General features: G+C 66.3%; 17 protein-coding genes and 1 pseudogene. 8 read left to right on the top strand and 10 right to left on the bottom strand.

Annotated features, from left to right (window positions below):
• The first annotated feature begins 80 nt into the window (after nucleotides 1-80).
• Together G6N09_RS07725 and G6N09_RS07730 are read left to right on the top strand one after the other, a co-directional pair.
• The gene (locus tag G6N09_RS07725) at nucleotides 81-1,640 is read left to right on the top strand and encodes an MBL fold metallo-hydrolase (protein WP_083027078.1); all 1,560 of its coding nucleotides are present in this window, start codon (nucleotides 81-83) and stop codon (nucleotides 1,638-1,640) included.
• Nucleotides 1,637-1,975, top strand: a complete 339-nt coding sequence (locus tag G6N09_RS07730) for a hypothetical protein (RefSeq protein ID WP_083027079.1) — start codon at nucleotides 1,637-1,639, stop codon at nucleotides 1,973-1,975. Before G6N09_RS07725 ends, G6N09_RS07730 begins: the two co-directional genes overlap by 4 nt.
• A gap of 20 nt (nucleotides 1,976-1,995) precedes the next feature.
• Here the strand turns inward: G6N09_RS07730 and G6N09_RS07735 are convergent, their stop codons facing one another.
• Nucleotides 1,996-3,552 (bottom strand): phytoene desaturase family protein, encoded by a 1,557-nt coding sequence (locus G6N09_RS07735; protein ID WP_083027123.1) that lies wholly within the window; start codon nucleotides 3,550-3,552, stop codon nucleotides 1,996-1,998.
• Nucleotides 3,553-3,619: 67 nt separating this feature from the next.
• Nucleotides 3,620-4,204 (bottom strand): TetR/AcrR family transcriptional regulator, encoded by a 585-nt coding sequence (locus G6N09_RS07740; protein WP_083027080.1) that lies wholly within the window; start codon nucleotides 4,202-4,204, stop codon nucleotides 3,620-3,622.
• A 79-nt stretch (nucleotides 4,205-4,283) separates the two neighbouring features.
• Between G6N09_RS07740 and G6N09_RS07745 the strand changes: the two genes are divergently transcribed.
• Nucleotides 4,284-4,757 carry a DUF2834 domain-containing protein gene (locus G6N09_RS07745; RefSeq protein WP_083027081.1) on the top strand — a complete coding sequence of 158 codons (474 nt, stop codon included), beginning with the start codon at nucleotides 4,284-4,286 and terminating at the stop codon, nucleotides 4,755-4,757.
• A gap of 62 nt (nucleotides 4,758-4,819) precedes the next feature.
• Nucleotides 4,820-5,380, top strand: coding sequence for a TetR/AcrR family transcriptional regulator (locus tag G6N09_RS07750; RefSeq protein ID WP_083027082.1), 561 nt, complete (start codon nucleotides 4,820-4,822; stop codon nucleotides 5,378-5,380).
• A 3-nt stretch (nucleotides 5,381-5,383) separates the two neighbouring features.
• On the opposite strand, the gene G6N09_RS07755 is transcribed toward G6N09_RS07750, so the two are convergent.
• From G6N09_RS07755 to G6N09_RS07775, 5 genes are read right to left on the bottom strand one after another with little or no spacing between them, the layout of a single operon-like run.
• Entirely contained in the window at nucleotides 5,384-5,839 is a 456-nt protein-coding gene (locus G6N09_RS07755; protein ID WP_083027083.1) for a DUF5078 domain-containing protein, read from the bottom strand.
• The gene (locus G6N09_RS07760) at nucleotides 5,836-6,129 is read right to left on the bottom strand and encodes a DUF732 domain-containing protein (protein ID WP_407662675.1); all 294 of its coding nucleotides are present in this window, start codon (nucleotides 6,127-6,129) and stop codon (nucleotides 5,836-5,838) included. The genes G6N09_RS07755 and G6N09_RS07760 overlap by 4 nt, the downstream gene beginning before the upstream one ends.
• 35 nt (nucleotides 6,130-6,164) lie before the next feature.
• Nucleotides 6,165-9,074 carry an MMPL/RND family transporter gene (locus G6N09_RS07765; RefSeq protein WP_083027085.1) on the bottom strand — a complete coding sequence of 970 codons (2,910 nt, stop codon included), beginning with the start codon at nucleotides 9,072-9,074 and terminating at the stop codon, nucleotides 6,165-6,167.
• Complete coding sequence (locus G6N09_RS07770) at nucleotides 9,071-9,496, bottom strand: MmpS family transport accessory protein (RefSeq protein WP_083027086.1); 426 nt, start codon at nucleotides 9,494-9,496, stop codon at nucleotides 9,071-9,073. The genes G6N09_RS07765 and G6N09_RS07770 overlap by 4 nt, the downstream gene beginning before the upstream one ends.
• Nucleotides 9,493-9,729 (bottom strand): hypothetical protein, encoded by a 237-nt coding sequence (locus G6N09_RS07775; protein WP_083027087.1) that lies wholly within the window; start codon nucleotides 9,727-9,729, stop codon nucleotides 9,493-9,495. Before G6N09_RS07775 ends, G6N09_RS07770 begins: the two co-directional genes overlap by 4 nt.
• 148 nt (nucleotides 9,730-9,877) lie before the next feature.
• Here G6N09_RS07775 and G6N09_RS07780 point away from each other — a divergent pair, with 148 nt between their 5' ends.
• Entirely contained in the window at nucleotides 9,878-10,486 is a 609-nt protein-coding gene (locus G6N09_RS07780; protein ID WP_083027088.1) for a TetR/AcrR family transcriptional regulator, read from the top strand.
• On the opposite strand, the gene serS is transcribed toward G6N09_RS07780, so the two are convergent.
• A complete protein-coding gene (serS, locus tag G6N09_RS07785) occupies nucleotides 10,447-11,709 on the bottom strand; it encodes a serine--tRNA ligase (RefSeq protein ID WP_083027089.1) in 1,263 nt (420 codons plus the stop codon). The two genes, G6N09_RS07780 and serS, sit on opposite strands and share 40 nt — an antisense overlap.
• 73 nt (nucleotides 11,710-11,782) lie before the next feature.
• Here serS and G6N09_RS07790 point away from each other — a divergent pair.
• From G6N09_RS07790 to G6N09_RS19955, 3 genes and pseudogenes are all read left to right on the top strand, one after another.
• Nucleotides 11,783-12,880: pseudogene (locus G6N09_RS07790) on the top strand (septum formation family protein); the annotation flags it as partial.
• A 29-nt stretch (nucleotides 12,881-12,909) separates the two neighbouring features.
• Nucleotides 12,910-13,248: a metallopeptidase family protein gene (locus G6N09_RS07795; protein ID WP_109558988.1), complete on the top strand. Its 339-nt coding sequence runs from the start codon at nucleotides 12,910-12,912 to the stop codon at nucleotides 13,246-13,248.
• Between the two features lie 59 nt (nucleotides 13,249-13,307).
• Nucleotides 13,308-13,496, top strand: a complete 189-nt coding sequence (locus G6N09_RS19955) for a hypothetical protein (protein ID WP_083027092.1) — start codon at nucleotides 13,308-13,310, stop codon at nucleotides 13,494-13,496.
• Nucleotides 13,497-13,515: 19 nt separating this feature from the next.
• Here the strand turns inward: G6N09_RS19955 and G6N09_RS07805 are convergent, their stop codons facing one another.
• Entirely contained in the window at nucleotides 13,516-14,205 is a 690-nt protein-coding gene (locus G6N09_RS07805; RefSeq protein ID WP_083027093.1) for a histidine phosphatase family protein, read from the bottom strand.
• The gene (pheA, locus tag G6N09_RS07810) at nucleotides 14,202-15,059 is read right to left on the bottom strand and encodes a prephenate dehydratase (protein ID WP_083027094.1); all 858 of its coding nucleotides are present in this window, start codon (nucleotides 15,057-15,059) and stop codon (nucleotides 14,202-14,204) included. Before pheA ends, G6N09_RS07805 begins: the two co-directional genes overlap by 4 nt.
• Nucleotides 15,060-15,123: the final 64 nt, after the last annotated feature.

Below are 15,123 nucleotides of genomic sequence, written 5' to 3' on the forward strand. Positions count from 1 at the left end.
ACCAAAGCCTAGGCGATGGGGCGGGCCACGCCGCCGGTAAACTCTCCAGGGAGCTCTTTCAGCGTCGGGAGAAGGTACACGTGCAGGTCACCAGCGTCGGGCACGCCGGCTTCCGGATCGAGACCGCCGCGGGCAGCATCCTGTGCGACCCGTGGGTGAATCCGGCTTATTTCGCCTCGTGGTTCCCGTTCCCGGACAACTCAACGCTGGATTGGGATGCCCTCGGCGACTGCGACTACCTCTACATCTCGCACCTGCACCACGATCACTACGACCCGCGTCACCTGGCGGCGCATGTCAACAAGGACGCGGTGGTTCTGTTGCCCGACTACCCGGTGCCGGATCTGCGCCGCGCCTTGGAAGACCTGGGCTTTCACCAGTTCTACGAGACCACCGACTCGGTGCGTCACACGGTGCACGGACCCAAGGGCGACCTGGACGTGATGATCATCGCCTTGCGGGCTCCGGCCGACGGCCCGATCGGCGACTCAGGCCTGGTGGTCTCCGACGGAGTGACCACCGTCTTCAACATGAACGACTCACGCCCGATCGACTTGGACGTGCTGGGCGCCTTCGGCGGTATTGACGTGCATCTGGTCCAGTACTCCGGAGCGATCTGGTACCCGATGGTCTACGACATGCCGGACCGCGCCAAAGAGGCGTTCGGCACGCAGAAGCGCCAGCGGCAGATGGACCGCGCCCGGCAATACATCGCCCACGTCGACGCGACCTGGGTGGTCCCCTCTGCGGGGCCGCCGTGTTTTCTAGACCCCGAGCTGCGCCACCTCAACGATGATCATGGCGATCCCGCCAACATCTTCCCCGACGAGGTGGTGTTCCTGGATCAGATGCGGCGCAACGGCCACGACGGCGGGCTGTTGATGATCCCCGGCAGCACAGCGCGTTTCACCGGCACGCAGCTGGATTCGCTGACGCACCCGCTGTCCGATGAGGATGTCGAAGCGATCTTCACCACCGGCAAGGCCGACTACATCGCCGCGTACGCCGAACGGATGGCGCCGGTCCTGGCTGCCGAGAAGGCCGCCTGGGCGCCGGCAGCGGGGCCGGCGATGCTCGAGCCGTTACGGGCGCTGTTCGAGCCGATCATGGCACGCAGCAACGAGATCTGCGACGGCATCGGCTATCCCGTCGAGCTCGTACTGGACGGTCCGGGCCACACCGAGACGGTGGTGCTGGACTTCCCCAAACGGATAGTGCGCGAGCCGATTGCGGGCGAGAAGTTCCGCTACGGCTTCGGCATTCCGCCCGAACTCGTGCGGACCGTGTTACGCGACGACGAGCCGGACTGGGTCAACACCATCTTCTTGTCCACCCGGTTTCGGGCGTGGCGAGTCGGTGGCTACAACGAATACCTCTACACGTTCTTCAAGTGCCTCACCGAGGACCGGATCGTCTACGCCGAAGGGTGGTTCGGCGAGAGCCACGACGATTCGGCGACGATCACTGTGGGCGACTACCAGATTCAGCGCCGCTGCCCGCACATGAAGGCCGACCTGGCGAAGGTCGGGGTGGTCGAGGGCAAGATCCTGACCTGCAATCAGCACGGCTGGGAGTGGGACCTGGACACTGGCCGCTGCCTGACCACCAAGGGCCACGAGCTGCGCTGCGAGAAGCTATGACCGCCGACTCCTACGATGACGGCTTGGTAGCCCTGGATCGCCGGGCGATCACGCTGCGTCGCTATCACTTCCCGTCCGGCACCTCGAAGGTGATCCCGCTGTCGGCGGTGCGCGACTACCGCGCCGAACCCCTGGGCATGCTGACCCACCGATTCCGAATCTGGGGCAGCTCGGATCTACGGCGCTGGCTGCCGCTGGACATCCGGCGCCCGATGCGCTCCACCCTGATCACCCTGGACCTCGACGGTGACTCCTGGCCGCATCCGGCGTTCACCCCGGCAGATCCGGAGTCCTTCCAGGCGCTGCTCGACCACCTGCTGGCGAATCGGCGGTAGGCGCTCGCCCGCCGGCGCGGTCAGCGGTCGGCCAGCACCTGATGGGCGGCGTTGTAACCCGGGATGAAGGTGATCCCCGGGCCCCCATGACAACCCGCGCTGCCCAGATACAGCCCTTCCACCGGCAGCGGCTGGCCGAGAAAGCCCCGCGGCCCGGGCCGGTTCGGGCCGATCTGATCGGGGTTGAGCAGGCCATGGCAGTAGTCACCGCCGGGCGCACCGAACATGGTGCCCATATGGCGCGGGGTGAATGTGGTGTGCCGGGTAATGCTGCCTTCGAAGTTCGGCGCCAGCCTGGTGATCTTGTCGATCACCCGCTGACCCATCTCGACCTTCATCTCGCCGTAGTTGCCGTCGCCCTCGATGGGGAACCACAGCGCGAACGCCGAAGCGGCATGTTTGCCGGGCGGGGCCAGATCCGGGTCATGTAGCGACGGAATCTGCAGGACCACAGTCGGATCGGCCGGGACGACACCGCGCCGCGCGTCCTCCCACTGCTGCTGCACCTCCTCGGGCGTGCAGAAGATCCCCAAGGACGCCTGCATAGCGGGGTCGTTGAGCGCTTCGTAGGGGGCGGCGAATTCCGGTGCCTGCTCCAATGCGAAATGCATCTGCAGATAGCTGCCACGGTGATCGGTTCTGGCGTAGCGCGCACGGACGTCCTCGGGGACGGCGGCGGCATCGAGCAGTCCGGTGACGGTGACGTCGGGAGCAACGGCCGACACCACCACCGGTGCGCTCACGATCTCCCCGGACTCGGTGCGTACTCCGGTGACCCGGCCCTCGCCGACCAGGATCTCCGAGACCGCGGCGCGCAGTCGCAGCTGACCGCCGAGGCAGGTGAAGGTGTCGTGCAGATGCCCGGTGAGCGCCCCGATTCCGCCGCGCAGCTTCTTCATCAGCACGGTGTTCTCATCGGGCACACCCAGGCCGAATGCCAGGGCCGCGGCGCTGCCCGGCGTGGCGGGGCCGCGGTAGAGGGTGTTGACGGCCAGCACGGTGAAGGATCCGCGCAGCGCGGCGTGCTTCTCCCGGTCGGGCAGATAGCGATTCAGTACGTCGGTGACCGAACCGAACAGCATGTCGTCGATAGCCGATCGCTCGAATTCGCTTTCGGCGCAGGCATACATCTCGTCCAGTGTCTTCGGGGGCCGACCCGCCTCGAATCGGCCCAACGCGCGGGTGGGGGCCTGACTCCACGCCAACAGCCCGGCCATGCCGTTGACGGCTTCGGCGCCGTGCACCTCGGACAGGTGGGTGAACAGCTTCATCGGATCGGTGTATTGGATGAGCGGGTCGTCACCCACACCACGCATCGCCACCGACATCACCTCAAGATCGAGGCTCTCCAATCCGTCAAGGCCCAGCTCCGCGCTGACCGCGGCCGATGTCGGAAACTGCACCGAGCCGGCGATCTCGAACCGGTAGCCGTCGAACAACTCCACCGTAGAGGCCATCCCCCCGGCATAGAGCCCGGCTTCCAGGCACAACGTGCGGAGCCCGGCCCGCTGCAAGATGAGCGCCGCGGCCAGGCCGTTGTGTCCGGCGCCTATGACGATCGCGTCGTAGTCCGTCATCCGTCCGCCCTTTCCCACTTTCCGGGAACGCTGGCACGCGTCGATAGTTTTGTCAATATTGACGTAACTAAAGGTTCCCGAGCGAGTCGAGTCCGGCCCGGCACATCTGAGCGAGGTCGGCCAGCGAGCGGTCCGCGCCCAGCATCCAGACCTCCATCGCGGCGAACACGGCGGCGGCGATACAGCGCGCCGTCACCGCAACCCGCAACGGGTCACCAGCAGACGAGGGCGTTGTGGTCCGCAGCCGCTCGGCCACCGCGTCGGCGAAGTCGGTCTCCACCTGCCGGATGTGGCGCACGATGCGCTCCGGGTCGAGTTCCTCGGCCCGCAGCGCGGCGATCCGCGTCACCGCCTCGACGTCGTAGGGGAAGGCAAAGATCGCTGCCTGCACGGACTCGATCACCGGCTCGGCGGATGGACGCGCGGACAGCGCACTGCGGAACCATTGCAGCCCGGCGTCGTAGTCGGCGAACAGCAGGTCGTGCTTAGAGGTGAAGTGCCGGTAGAAGGTCCGCAGCGACACCCCGGCATCCGCGGCGATCTGTTCGGCGGAGGTGTCCTCCACGCCTTGCGCCAGAAAGCGGACCACGGCGGCCCGGCGCAACGCTTCGCGGGTGCGTTCACTGCGCGCGGTCTGCGGCGCTCGAGGCATGGGGTAAAGATACCTCTCCACCCCACCGCCACGAACGTCAATATTGACAAAACTTCCGCCGCGTGGTGACACTGGCCACATGATCTCGCTCATCGTGCATGCGGTGCTTGGCCTGGCGACCATCTGGTGGATCGTGACCTCCAACCGCGCGGTCTTCGCGAAACCAGAAGGCGGCAAGGCGTTCTCGCCGCTGGAAGTGGCGTTCTACGTGATCGGCATCGCCTCGATCGCGTTAGGCTGGTATTTCAATATCCGGTTCGTCAACGAATACGCGCACGGGCCCAACCACAATCCGATCTGGGGACCGGGCAGCTGGACGCACTACATCCAGTTGATGTACACCAATCCGGCGGCCGGCTCGGCCAGCCAGGATTACACCATCATCAATGTCATCCTGCTGCCGCTGTTCACCATCGTCGACGGCTATCGGCGAGGCCTGCGACGCCCGTGGCTGTACTTCGTGTCGAGTCTGTTCACCAGCTGCGCGTTCGCCTACGCCTTCTACTTCGCGACCATCGAGCGCCAGCACCGGCACGCCAAGGCGGCGCCCTAGCTCCGCCGTGTCGCGGGCGGCCGCGCGCCGCTAGGCTGACCGCGACGAGGAGGAGGAAGGTCGTGGCCAAGCCGGTGGCGCCTCGCGGATCCGCGCGCGAGCGCGTGCTGCAGGCTGCGCTGGACCTGTTCATCGAGCACAGCGTCGGCGGTACGTCCATGCAGATGATCGCCGACCGGCTGGGTGTGAGTAAACCGGCCGTCTACTACCAATTCCGTTCCCGAGACGACATCGTCATGGCCCTGGTGGAGCCGATGTTCGACGACATCGTCCGGGTCATGAAGATCGCTGCGGCCATGCCGACCCAACAGGGTCAACGCGACGTGACGGTCAGCGGCGTGGTCGAACTCTCCGTCCGATACCGCCGGCTGACGTTCCTGTTCTACGACCGCGCTGTGGAGCACGCCGTGCGGTCCCGCGAGGACTTCATGGCCGTCAGCGATGCCGTGGCGGCCATCCTGCACGGCCCTAATCCCGATGCGAGGGCTCGAGTGATCACCACCACGCTGATGGCTGGAACCTTCACCGCGGCAGCCGATCCAGAACTCGCAGACATCGGCGACGAACAGCTGCACGAAATCCTGCTGGACACGGCACGGCGGGTATTGGAGTTGCTCGCCTAAGAGTCAGGCCCAGGTCCACACGGCCATATCCTGCGCGGGGTACTGCTCGCAGACGTCGGTGGTCCGGGCAGCGACCCCGTGGTTATTGAAGAACAACTTGGCCCAATTCGGCCAGGCAAAGGCCAGCTTCTCGTAGTAGATATCGGTGGCCAGATTCTCCGAATAGGCACGCCGGCCGGCGTAATCCATCGCGTAGAACCAGTGGATCCGGTCCTGTACCGCCTGATGTAACTCGGGCGATTTGTTGTTGTAGTCGATCATGTAGCGCTCGTAATACACCGGCGCCACATCGCGGGCCGCCGCCATGATCTGCTCGGCGGTACAGCTGGTGTGCAGCATCCGGTTGGGAATCGGAAAGTTGTCGGTCGCATCTGCCGATGCACTACCCAGTCCGGCGACACCAGCCAGCACAATGGCCGCGAAAGCCCGAGCCGCCTGGTGAAAAGTCTTGCGGATCATTGCTGTCCTCCCGCTTGCTGCAGAACCACCAACTGTTCGGGGCAATAGGCGCTCAGCGCGGATCCGACGAACTGCCAGGCCTGCTCGGCGTCGCTGCCATCGAGGTTCTTACCCACGAACGCCGCCGAGTCGACGGCGTTGTGGTCGATGCCATTGAGCAACCGCTTGCAGGTGAGCTTGCCGATCCAGGCGTTGTAGTCGCGCGCCCCGTAGATGCCATAACCGTGCAACCTCTCGGCGAAATCGGTGTCGGCGTCGGCGTGGCTGGGAGCCGCGAACACCGTTGCCACCACGGCAGCTGCAAGTACGCAGCTTGCGGGCCTCATCACCGGCCCGCCCGATGCACGCCACCGCCGGAATCGACCAGTTCTTCGCTCGGATGCCGCTGCAACGGGGCAGGCCAGGGCGAAGGCTTAGGCCGCTGGCGCGGCACCTGCGGCCACCAGAACCACTTGCCGAGCAGGGTCGCGATCGACGGGGTCATGAAGGATCGAATGATCAAGGTGTCCAACAGCAGCCCCAACCCGATGGTGGTTCCGACCTGGCCGATCACCCGCAGTTCACTGATCGCCATGGTCATCATCGTGAAGGCGAACACCAGCCCCGCCGCGGTGACCACCGATCCACTGCCGCCCATCGCCCGGATCATGCCGGTATGGAGTCCGGCATGGATCTCCTCTCTGAGTCGCGAGACCAGCAACAGGTTGTAGTCGGCACCCACGGCCAACAGGATGATCACCGCCATGGCCAACACCATCCAGTGCACCTGCAGGCCGATGATGTTCTGCCACAACAACACCGACAACCCGAAAGCGCTGCCCAGTGATATGACCACGGTTCCTACGATCACCAGGGCGGCCACCACGGCACGAGTGATCACCAGCATGATGATGAAGATCAGGCACAGTGCCGCGACCCCGGCGATCATCAGGTCGTAGTTGGAGCCCTCCTGCATGTCCTTGAACATCGCGGCGGTACCACCGACGTAGATCTTCGAGCCCTCCCACGGCGTGGTCTTGATCGCCTCCTTGGCGGCGATCTTGATCGCGTCGATGTGCTTGATTCCTTCTGCGCTCAGTGGATCGCCCTCGTGATTGACGATGAACCGCACCGCATGCCCGTCCGGTGACACGAAGCTCTTCATGCCGCGCTGGAATTCGGCGTTGTCGAAGATCTCCGGGGGCAGATAGAAGGAATCGTCGTTGCGGGCCCTATCGAAAGCGTCCCCCATGGCAGCGGGATCTCCCTGAGCTTCCCGAGCCTGCTCGGCCAGTCCACTCTGGGTGGCGTAGGTGGCCTCCATCATCGACTTGGCGTTCTTCATCATCTGGATCATCGGCGGCATGAGCGTGAGCATCTGGGGCAGTTGGGCTGCCATTGCGTCCATGTCCGGAACGATCTGTTTGAAGTTGTCGGTCATGGTGTCCACACCATCCATGGCATCGAAGACCGACCGCAGCGCGTGGCAGACCGGAATGTCGAAACAGTGTGGTTCCCAATAGAAGTAGCTGCGCATCGGCCGGAAGAAGTCGTCGAAGTTGGCGATCTTGTCGCGCAGTTCCTCGATGTCGTCGACCATCAGGTGCATCTTGCCCACCATGCGCCCCATGGTGGCGTTCATCTGCTCCATCAGCTCGATCATCTTGGTCATCGAGTCGATGTTGACCTGCATATCCTCGGCCTGGGCCAGCATGTCCGCCGTGCGATCCTCGTTGAACTTGCGGGTCATGTCCTGACTGACAGCCTGCATTCCGAGCATGTAGCCGAAGGTGGAGTGCTCCATCGGAATGCCCTGCGGCCGGGTGATGGACATGACGCGCGAGACACCCTCTACTCCCGTGACCCGCTTGGCGATTCGCTCGATCACCAGGAAGTCCGCGGAGTTGCGTATGTCGTGATCGGTTTCGATCATCAGCATCTCGGGATTCATCCGCGCCGACGGGAAGTGCCGGTCGGAGGCCAGGAAGCCCTGGTTGGCCGGTAGGTCCGCCGGCATATAGGCGCGGTCGTTGTAGCCGGGCTTGTAGCCGGGTAGGGCGAGAATGCCGACCATGGCGGCCGCCGTTGCGGCGATCAGGATCGGTCCCGGCCAACGGCTTACGGCCGCTCCGATCTTCCGCCAGCCGCGCCCCCGGTCAGCTCGCTTGGGTTCCAGCAGGTTGCCGAACCGACCGGCCACCGCGATGACGGCGGATCCCATCGTCAGCGAGGTGATGACGACGACGGTCATGCCGATCCCCAGCGGAATACCCAGCGACTGAAAGTAGGGCAACCGGGTGAAGTGCAGGCACAGCGTGGCACCCGCGATGGTCATGCCCGAGCCCAACACCACATGGGCGGTGCTGGCAAACATGGTGTAGTACGCCTGTTCCCGGTCCTCGCCGGCGCTGCGTGCTTCCTGATATCGGCCGATCAGGAAGATCGCGTAGTCGGTGGCCGCCGCGATCGCGAGAGTGACCAGCAGGCTGGTGGCGAAGGGCGAGAGCCCGATCAGCCCGTGATAGCCCAGGAACGCCACGATGCCCCGGGCCGATGCCAGCCCCGTCACCACCATCGCCAGCGCCAGCGCCACGGTAGTGATCGACCGGTAGACCGTCAGCATCATGGTGATGATGACCACGAAGGTCAGCGACTCGATGACGTGCATACTGCGGGTGCCGGCCTTGTCCTGATCTGCCGCCAGCGCAGCCCCGCCGGTCACATACGCCTTCACCCCCGGCGGTGCGGTGACGCTGTCGACGGCCTGGTTGACCGCTTTGACCGATTCGTTGGCCAGCGCCTCACCCTGGTTGCCCGCGGTGTAGATCTGCACGTACGCGGCTTTGCCGTCGGGACTCTGGGCGCCGGCGGCAGTAAGGCGATCGCCCCAGAAGTCCTGGACGTGCTCGACGTGGGTGGTGTCGGCCTTGAGTTTGTCGACGATCTGGTCGTAGTAGTGGTGGGCGTCGGCGCCCAACGGCTCCTCGCCCTCCAACACCAGCATGACCGAGCTGTTGGAGGTGAACTCCTTGAACACCTCGCCCTGACGTTTGACCGCGATCATCGACGGCGCCTCGTCGGGCGTCATCTGCACCGCCGCCATCTCGGCGACCTTCTCCAGCTGAGGGACGGTCACATTCGCCAGGACGATGATGCCTATCCAAGCCAGCATGATCGGAACGGCCAGGCGCCGAATCCACCTGGCGATCCAGCCGCGTTCGGCGCTGTGCGGGGAATTGTCGGTTCGGTTGCTCATGCGGATTTCACCAAGCAGAAGGTCAGGGCACTGGCGCCGGTGGAGGTTCTCTCGTCTTTGAGCTCGTCGTCGATGCTGATGCGGCAGCCCAGCGTGGAGCCCTTGCCTTGCGCGTAGAGGTTGGGCGAGACCGCCGACAGCGTGGTGGTCAGGGTCACCGACCAGGGCAGCGTTGCGGCGTCGACGCGCTGCGGTCTGCTGTCGAGGTCGAGGTAGCTGATGTCGGCAGTGGCGCCGGGTTCACCGAAGACCTCGTAGGTGACGACCTTGGGGTTGTACGGCTTGGTGTCGTCGACCTTGGTGCTGATGAGGTTGGAGTTCTCGCCGCCGAAGTAGGTGCGCACCCGAAGGACCGTCATCGTTCCGAGCGCCACCACGGCCACGATGAGCAGCGGCATCCATGCGCGCTTCAACCCCTTCACCGACCAGGCTCCGCCGCGTCGCCAGCTTTGCTGACCACCACCAAGACGTGGGCGTCGGCCGCGAACCGCTTCGCCGTGACGCCCAGTTCGGCGATCGCCTCGAACAAGGGGTGGTTGCCGGCGACGAGTTCCGGCGCGTCGACCACATAGGCGGTCACGCCCGGGGCCATCCGGGCGGCGCCGGGTGGGTCCGAATCAGGCTGGGACAGCCTGTGCACCTTGGGGTTCAGCATCGGGACGCCCTCTCTGCCCAGATCCGCGGTTAAGCACGACGGAAAGTTAAGTTATACGATCAGTAAAGTAGAATCAAGCGATCGGTCAGTAGAACTGTGCGACGTGGCTCACTCCGGTGGGCGGTCGCCCGGAGCAGGAAGGCTTGAGGTGGCGAAGGCCATGGCACCGCGAGGTTTCGCGCGCGAGCGTGTATTAGAGGCCGCCCAGGGCCTGTTCGCCGAGCACGGTGTGAGCGGCACGTCGCTGCAGATGATCGCCGACCGATTGGGCGTCAGAAAATCTGCGGTGTACTACCAATTCCCTTGCAAGGACGACATCGTCGTCGCCGTGTTTCGGCCGGTGTTCGAAGACATCACCCGGGTGGTCGCCATCGCCGAGGCGATCGGATCACGCGAGGTGCAACGCGAGGCCACCATCAGCGGGATCATCGAACTGGCCGTCAGACACCGCCGCACCACCGTCCTGGTGCATACCGACCCCGCAGTCGTGGGGATCGTCGAGGCCATCGGAGACTTCCGGGACGCCTCCCGGCGCCTGCAGACGATCCTGGCGGGACCGGAGCCCGACCCCTCCACACTTATCGCCATCGCGGTTCTGGTGCCCGGACTCCTGGGCGCTGCAGCCGATCCCACGGTGTCAGACATACCCAACGAGGAACTGCACCGCATGCTGCTGGACTGCTCGCGCCGACTCTTCGCCGCGCAGGCCCCAGCGGATCAGGAAGCGGACGGCTCCAAGACCTCCACACCGACATAGGGCACCAGGGCCTGCGGCACCCGGACACTGCCGTCGGGCTGTTGGTGGTTCTCCAAGATGGCCACCAACCAGCGCGTGGTGGCCAGCGTCCCGTTGAGCGTGGCCGCCGTCTGCGGCTTACCGTTCTCGTCGCGGTAACGGGTTGACAGCCGGCGGGCCTGGAAGGTGGTGCAGTTCGACGTCGACGTCAGCTCCCGGTAGGTGCCTTGTGAGGGCACCCAGGCCTCGCAGTCGAACTTGCGCGCCGCCGAGGAACCGAGATCACCTGCGGCGACGTCGATCACTCGATAGGGCACCTCGATACGAGCTAGCATCTCGCGCTGCCAGCCGAGCAGCCGGTCATGTTCTGCCGCGGCGTCTTCGGGCCGGCAGTAGACGAACCCCTCCACCTTGTCGAACTGGTGCACACGAATGATTCCGCGGGTGTCCTTGCCGTAGCTGCCCGCCTCCCGGCGAAAGCACGATGACCAACCGGCGTAGCGCAGCGGCCCGCCCGACAGGTCCAGGATCTCGTCGGAGTGGTAGCCCGCCAGCGGCACTTCGGAGGTGCCCACCAGGTAGAGGTCGTCGGCCTCAAGCCGGTAGATCTCGTCGGCGTGCGACCCCAGAAAGCCGGTGCCGGACATGACTTCGGGTCGCACCAGCGACGGGGTGATCATCGGGGTGAACCCGTTCTCCACCGCCAGTCGCACCGCCAACTGCAGCAGGCCCAACTGAAGCAGTGCGCCACGACCGGTCAGAAAATAAAACCGCGAACCCGACACTTTGGCGCCGCGCCCCATGTCGATCAGGCCAAGCGCCTCACCAAGCTCGAGGTGGTCGCGCGGGTTCGCGATCGCCGGCGGCTCACCGACGACGTCCAGCACGACGAAGTCGTCCTCGCCACCAGAGGGAACCCCGTCGATCACGACGTTGGCGATTCCCATGTGCGCCCCGGTGAAAGCCGCTTCGGCTTCAGACTGGGCGACCTCGGCCGCCTTGACCTGTTCGGCCAGGTCCTTGGCCCGGGCCAGGAGCGTCGGCCGCTCCTCGGGCGACGCCGCGCCTACCGATCGGCTGGCCGCTTTCTGTTCGGCCCGCAGCGTGTCACCCGCCGCGATGGCGGTGCGCCGTGCGCTGTCGGCGGCCAGCAGGGCATCCACCAAGGCGGGATCCTCGCCACGAGCCACCTGGGAGCGGCGGACACGGTCGGGGTCTTCACGCAGCAGCTTCAGGTCGATCACGGCAAAACCCTACAACCTGGCCGGCGGCATCACTTTCGCATCATTTGTCACGCACCCGCGGCTGCCTGTCAGAATGGACCCGATGTCACAGGCAGCCGACCAGCAGAATCCACCCGCCAGGCGGGTGTCGTGGCGGCGCACCCTGCGCGCCGCCCCGACCCGGCGCGCCCTGGTGCTGACCGCGCTGGGCGGGCTATTGATCGCCGGACTCATCACCGTGGTTCCGGTCGTCGGCGACGGCCCCGGCGGCTTGCTGGGCCGGCTCAACGCCGAGCCGGTGCCGGGGGCCGGCGGCAAAGGCGCCGGTCCGGGGTTGGGCCTGGGCACGGTCAAGGGCAACGACGCGATCGACCACGCGGTGGCGGGTGACTGCCTGAATTGGCCGGAGAACGACTTGGACGCGGCGACGATCGTCAGCTGCGCCGAAGAGCACAAGTTCGAGGTGGCCGGGCCGGTCGACATGAAGATGTTCCCGGGAGCCGAATACGGCCCCGACGCTCCGCCACCATCGATGGCCCGCATCGAGCAGATCACCCAAGAACAGTGCGAATCGTCGGTGCGCCGCTACCTCGGCGCCAAGTTCGACCCGCACAGCAAGTTCGTCGCCAGCATGCTGTGGGCCGGGGAACGTGCGTGGCGGCAACACGGTGAACGCCGGATGCTGTGCGGCCTGCAACTCCCCGGGGTAGGTGGGCAACAGACGGCGTTCGTGGGCAAGGTAGCCGACATCGACCAGTCCAAGGTGTGGCCGCCGGGCACCTGCCTGGGCATCGATCCGGCCACCAACCAACCCAACGACGTGCCCGTCGACTGCGCGGCACCACACACCAAAGAGGTCACCGGCACGGTCAACCTGGCCGAACAGTTCCCTGATGCGTTGCCCCCCGAACCCGAGCAGGATGCGTTCATCAAGGATTCCTGCACCCGGCTCACCGACGCCTACCTGGACCCGGTGCAGCTGCGCGACACGACGCTGACGTTGACCTACGCCACCGTGTCGCTGCCCAGCTGGTCGGCGGGCAGCCGCGAAGTGGCCTGCAGCCTGGGCGCCACGCTGGGCAACGGCGGCTGGGCCGCGCTGATCAACAGCGCCCGCGGACCGCTGCTGATCAACGGTCAGCCCCCGATCCCGCCGCCGTCGATCCCCGCCGAACGGCTCAACCAACTGCCCGCCGGTAGCCAGCCACGGTGAGCGTCGCGATGGACCCCAGCCGGTTCGACGAGCTGGTCTCCGACGCCTTGGATCTGATCCCGGCCGAGCTGGCCGCGGCCTTCGACAATGTGGTGATCCTGGTGGAGGGCCGCAACGCCGAGGAGCCCGACCTGCTCGGGCTCTACGACGGCGTGGCCCTGACCGAGCGCGATTCGAGCTATGCCGGGTCACTTCCCGACACCATCACGATCTACCGGGACGCGCTGCTGGAGATGTGCGGGTCCGATGAGGAAGTCGTCGACGAGGTCCGGATCACGGTGATCCACGAGATCGCCCACCACTTCGGCATCGACGACGAGCGGCTGCACGAGCTGGGCTGGGGCTGACGCCACCCGGCGCGGCGCGCCGAAGCCGCCCTGTCGGTGCGCAGTGCTAAGAACAAGGCATGGACGACCACTGCCGAGACTGCCGGGCGGGGTTGGATCACTGCCACGGCTCACTCATCCACCACGCGTACCAGGCGACCGAATGCACCGAGGACGGTTGCCCCGGCGCGGTGCTGCCGCACTCGTTCGCCCTGGATTGCGAGGCGGTCGGCTGCCGCTGCGCGCAGATATTCGCGTTGGCGGTCTAGCCCTCCCCCGCCAGCACGCCTAGCCCATCGGGTCGGTGTCGGAACGCAACGCGTCACCGACGGGATCCGCATCGGGTTCGGGATAGAACGGCGGCGTCAGCGAGCCCCACTGCACACAGCTCCACCGGCCATCGGTGATCGGGGCCAGCACCACGGCCGTGGCGTTCTCCAGGTGGTTGTCCAGCACGAAGCTGCCGTCCACACCGGCGAGCGTTGCCGCCGCCAGGCGGATCGCCGCACCGTGGCTGACCACGACGATGTCGCCGGTCCAGTCGTCGTCGTCCAGGTAGCGCAGCCGCAGGTCCGTGACGACCGGCAGATAGCGGTCGAGCACCTGCGAGGCCGACTCACCTCCGGGCAGCGCTAGGGAGGGCTCGCCGGAGTGCCAGCGCTGATAGATCGCGTTGAACTCGGCGATCGCGTCGTCGTCGCTCCGGTTCTCCAGCGAACCGGCCTGTACCTCGTGGATGCCTTCGAGTGCCCGGGCGGTCACCCCGAGCCGGGCGCTGATCTCGGCGGCGGTCTGAACCGCGCGGGTGGCCACCGAGTGGGCGACCAGCATCGGGCGGTGCGCCCCCTGCGCCGCGAAGGCCCGGGCCTGGTCGCGGCCCAGCGGAGTCAGTTCCGAGCCCGGCGGACGGGTGTCGAGTCGGCGGTCGACGTTGCCGTAGGACTGCCCGTGCCGCAGCAGCACCAGCCGCCCGCTCACGACGACGCCCCGCAGGCGCCTGCGGGCCAGGAACCCAGGTAGCGGAGGTCGGCGCAGCTGTGACGCAGCGCCTGCAGAGCCTGCGCGACCGCCGCGTCGTCGATGTGTCCCACGCAGTCCAGGAAGAACAGATACGTCCCCAGCTCGGTGCGGGTCGGGCGGGACTCGATTCGTGTCAGATCGATTCCGCGACTTCCGAACTCGGTCAGCGCCGCGGCCAGCGCCCCGGGCGCGTTGTCGAGCCGCAGCACCACCGAGGTCCGGTCGGCACCGGTCCGCTGAGGTGGTGTCGCGGGCGCCCCGACCAGCACAAAGCGGGTACGTGCGTTGGGTTCGTCGATGACGCCCGCGGCCAGCGTCCGCAACCCCCGTTGCTCTGCCGCCAGCGCGGTGCTCACGCCGGCATCCACCTCACCGTCGTAGACCTGCTGGGCGGCAGCGGCATTGGAGTTGGCGGGCACGGTCTGCGCCCCGGGGAGGTGTTCAGCCAGCCACCGACGCACTTGCGCGCCGGCCACCGGGTGGGCGGCCACGGTGCGAATGTCGTCCTGTCCACGGTCCGCTGCGACGACGATCGAGAACACCACGTCCAAGGTGGTCTCGGCAAAAATCTGGAGCGGTGAACCGGCCGCGAGCGCGTCCAGGGTCGGCGTCACGCCGCCCTCGATCGAGTTCTCGATAGGCACGCACGCATAGTCGGCGGCGCCGTTGCGCACTGCGTCGAGGGCGGCCGGGGTGCTCTCGACCGGGACCGGTTGGTGCTCGGCACCGGGAACCCGTCCGGCGCCGGTCAACGCGAGCAGCGCCGCTTCGGTGAAGGTCCCCGCCGGGCCGAGATAGCTGATGCGGGTCACCGGACAACCCTATCGGCCGCAGGCCGTCGGCGGGCTCACCGGCGGCACACGCAAGGACCCTTCC

Source organism: Mycolicibacter minnesotensis (assembly GCF_010731755.1).
GTDB lineage: Bacteria > Actinomycetota > Actinomycetes > Mycobacteriales > Mycobacteriaceae > Mycobacterium > Mycobacterium minnesotense.

What these genes read in the sequence shown, in the direction of transcription:
- G6N09_RS07730 (WP_083027079.1), top strand. Translation starts at nt 1,637, where the DNA reads ATGACCGCCGACTCCTACGATGACGGCTTGGTAGCCCTGGATCGCCGG.
- G6N09_RS07765 (WP_083027085.1), bottom strand. Translation starts at nt 9,074, where the DNA reads ATGAGCAACCGAACCGACAATTCCCCGCACAGCGCCGAACGCGGCTGG.
- G6N09_RS07740 (WP_083027080.1), bottom strand. Translation starts at nt 4,204, where the DNA reads ATGCCTCGAGCGCCGCAGACCGCGCGCAGTGAACGCACCCGCGAAGCG.
- G6N09_RS07795 (WP_109558988.1), top strand. Translation starts at nt 12,910, where the DNA reads ATGGACCCCAGCCGGTTCGACGAGCTGGTCTCCGACGCCTTGGATCTG.
- G6N09_RS07755 (WP_083027083.1), bottom strand. Translation starts at nt 5,839, where the DNA reads ATGATCCGCAAGACTTTTCACCAGGCGGCTCGGGCTTTCGCGGCCATT.
- G6N09_RS07775 (WP_083027087.1), bottom strand. Translation starts at nt 9,729, where the DNA reads ATGCTGAACCCCAAGGTGCACAGGCTGTCCCAGCCTGATTCGGACCCA.
- G6N09_RS19955 (WP_083027092.1), top strand. Translation starts at nt 13,308, where the DNA reads ATGGACGACCACTGCCGAGACTGCCGGGCGGGGTTGGATCACTGCCAC.
- G6N09_RS07735 (WP_083027123.1), bottom strand. Translation starts at nt 3,552, where the DNA reads ATGACGGACTACGACGCGATCGTCATAGGCGCCGGACACAACGGCCTG.
- G6N09_RS07745 (WP_083027081.1), top strand. Translation starts at nt 4,284, where the DNA reads ATGATCTCGCTCATCGTGCATGCGGTGCTTGGCCTGGCGACCATCTGG.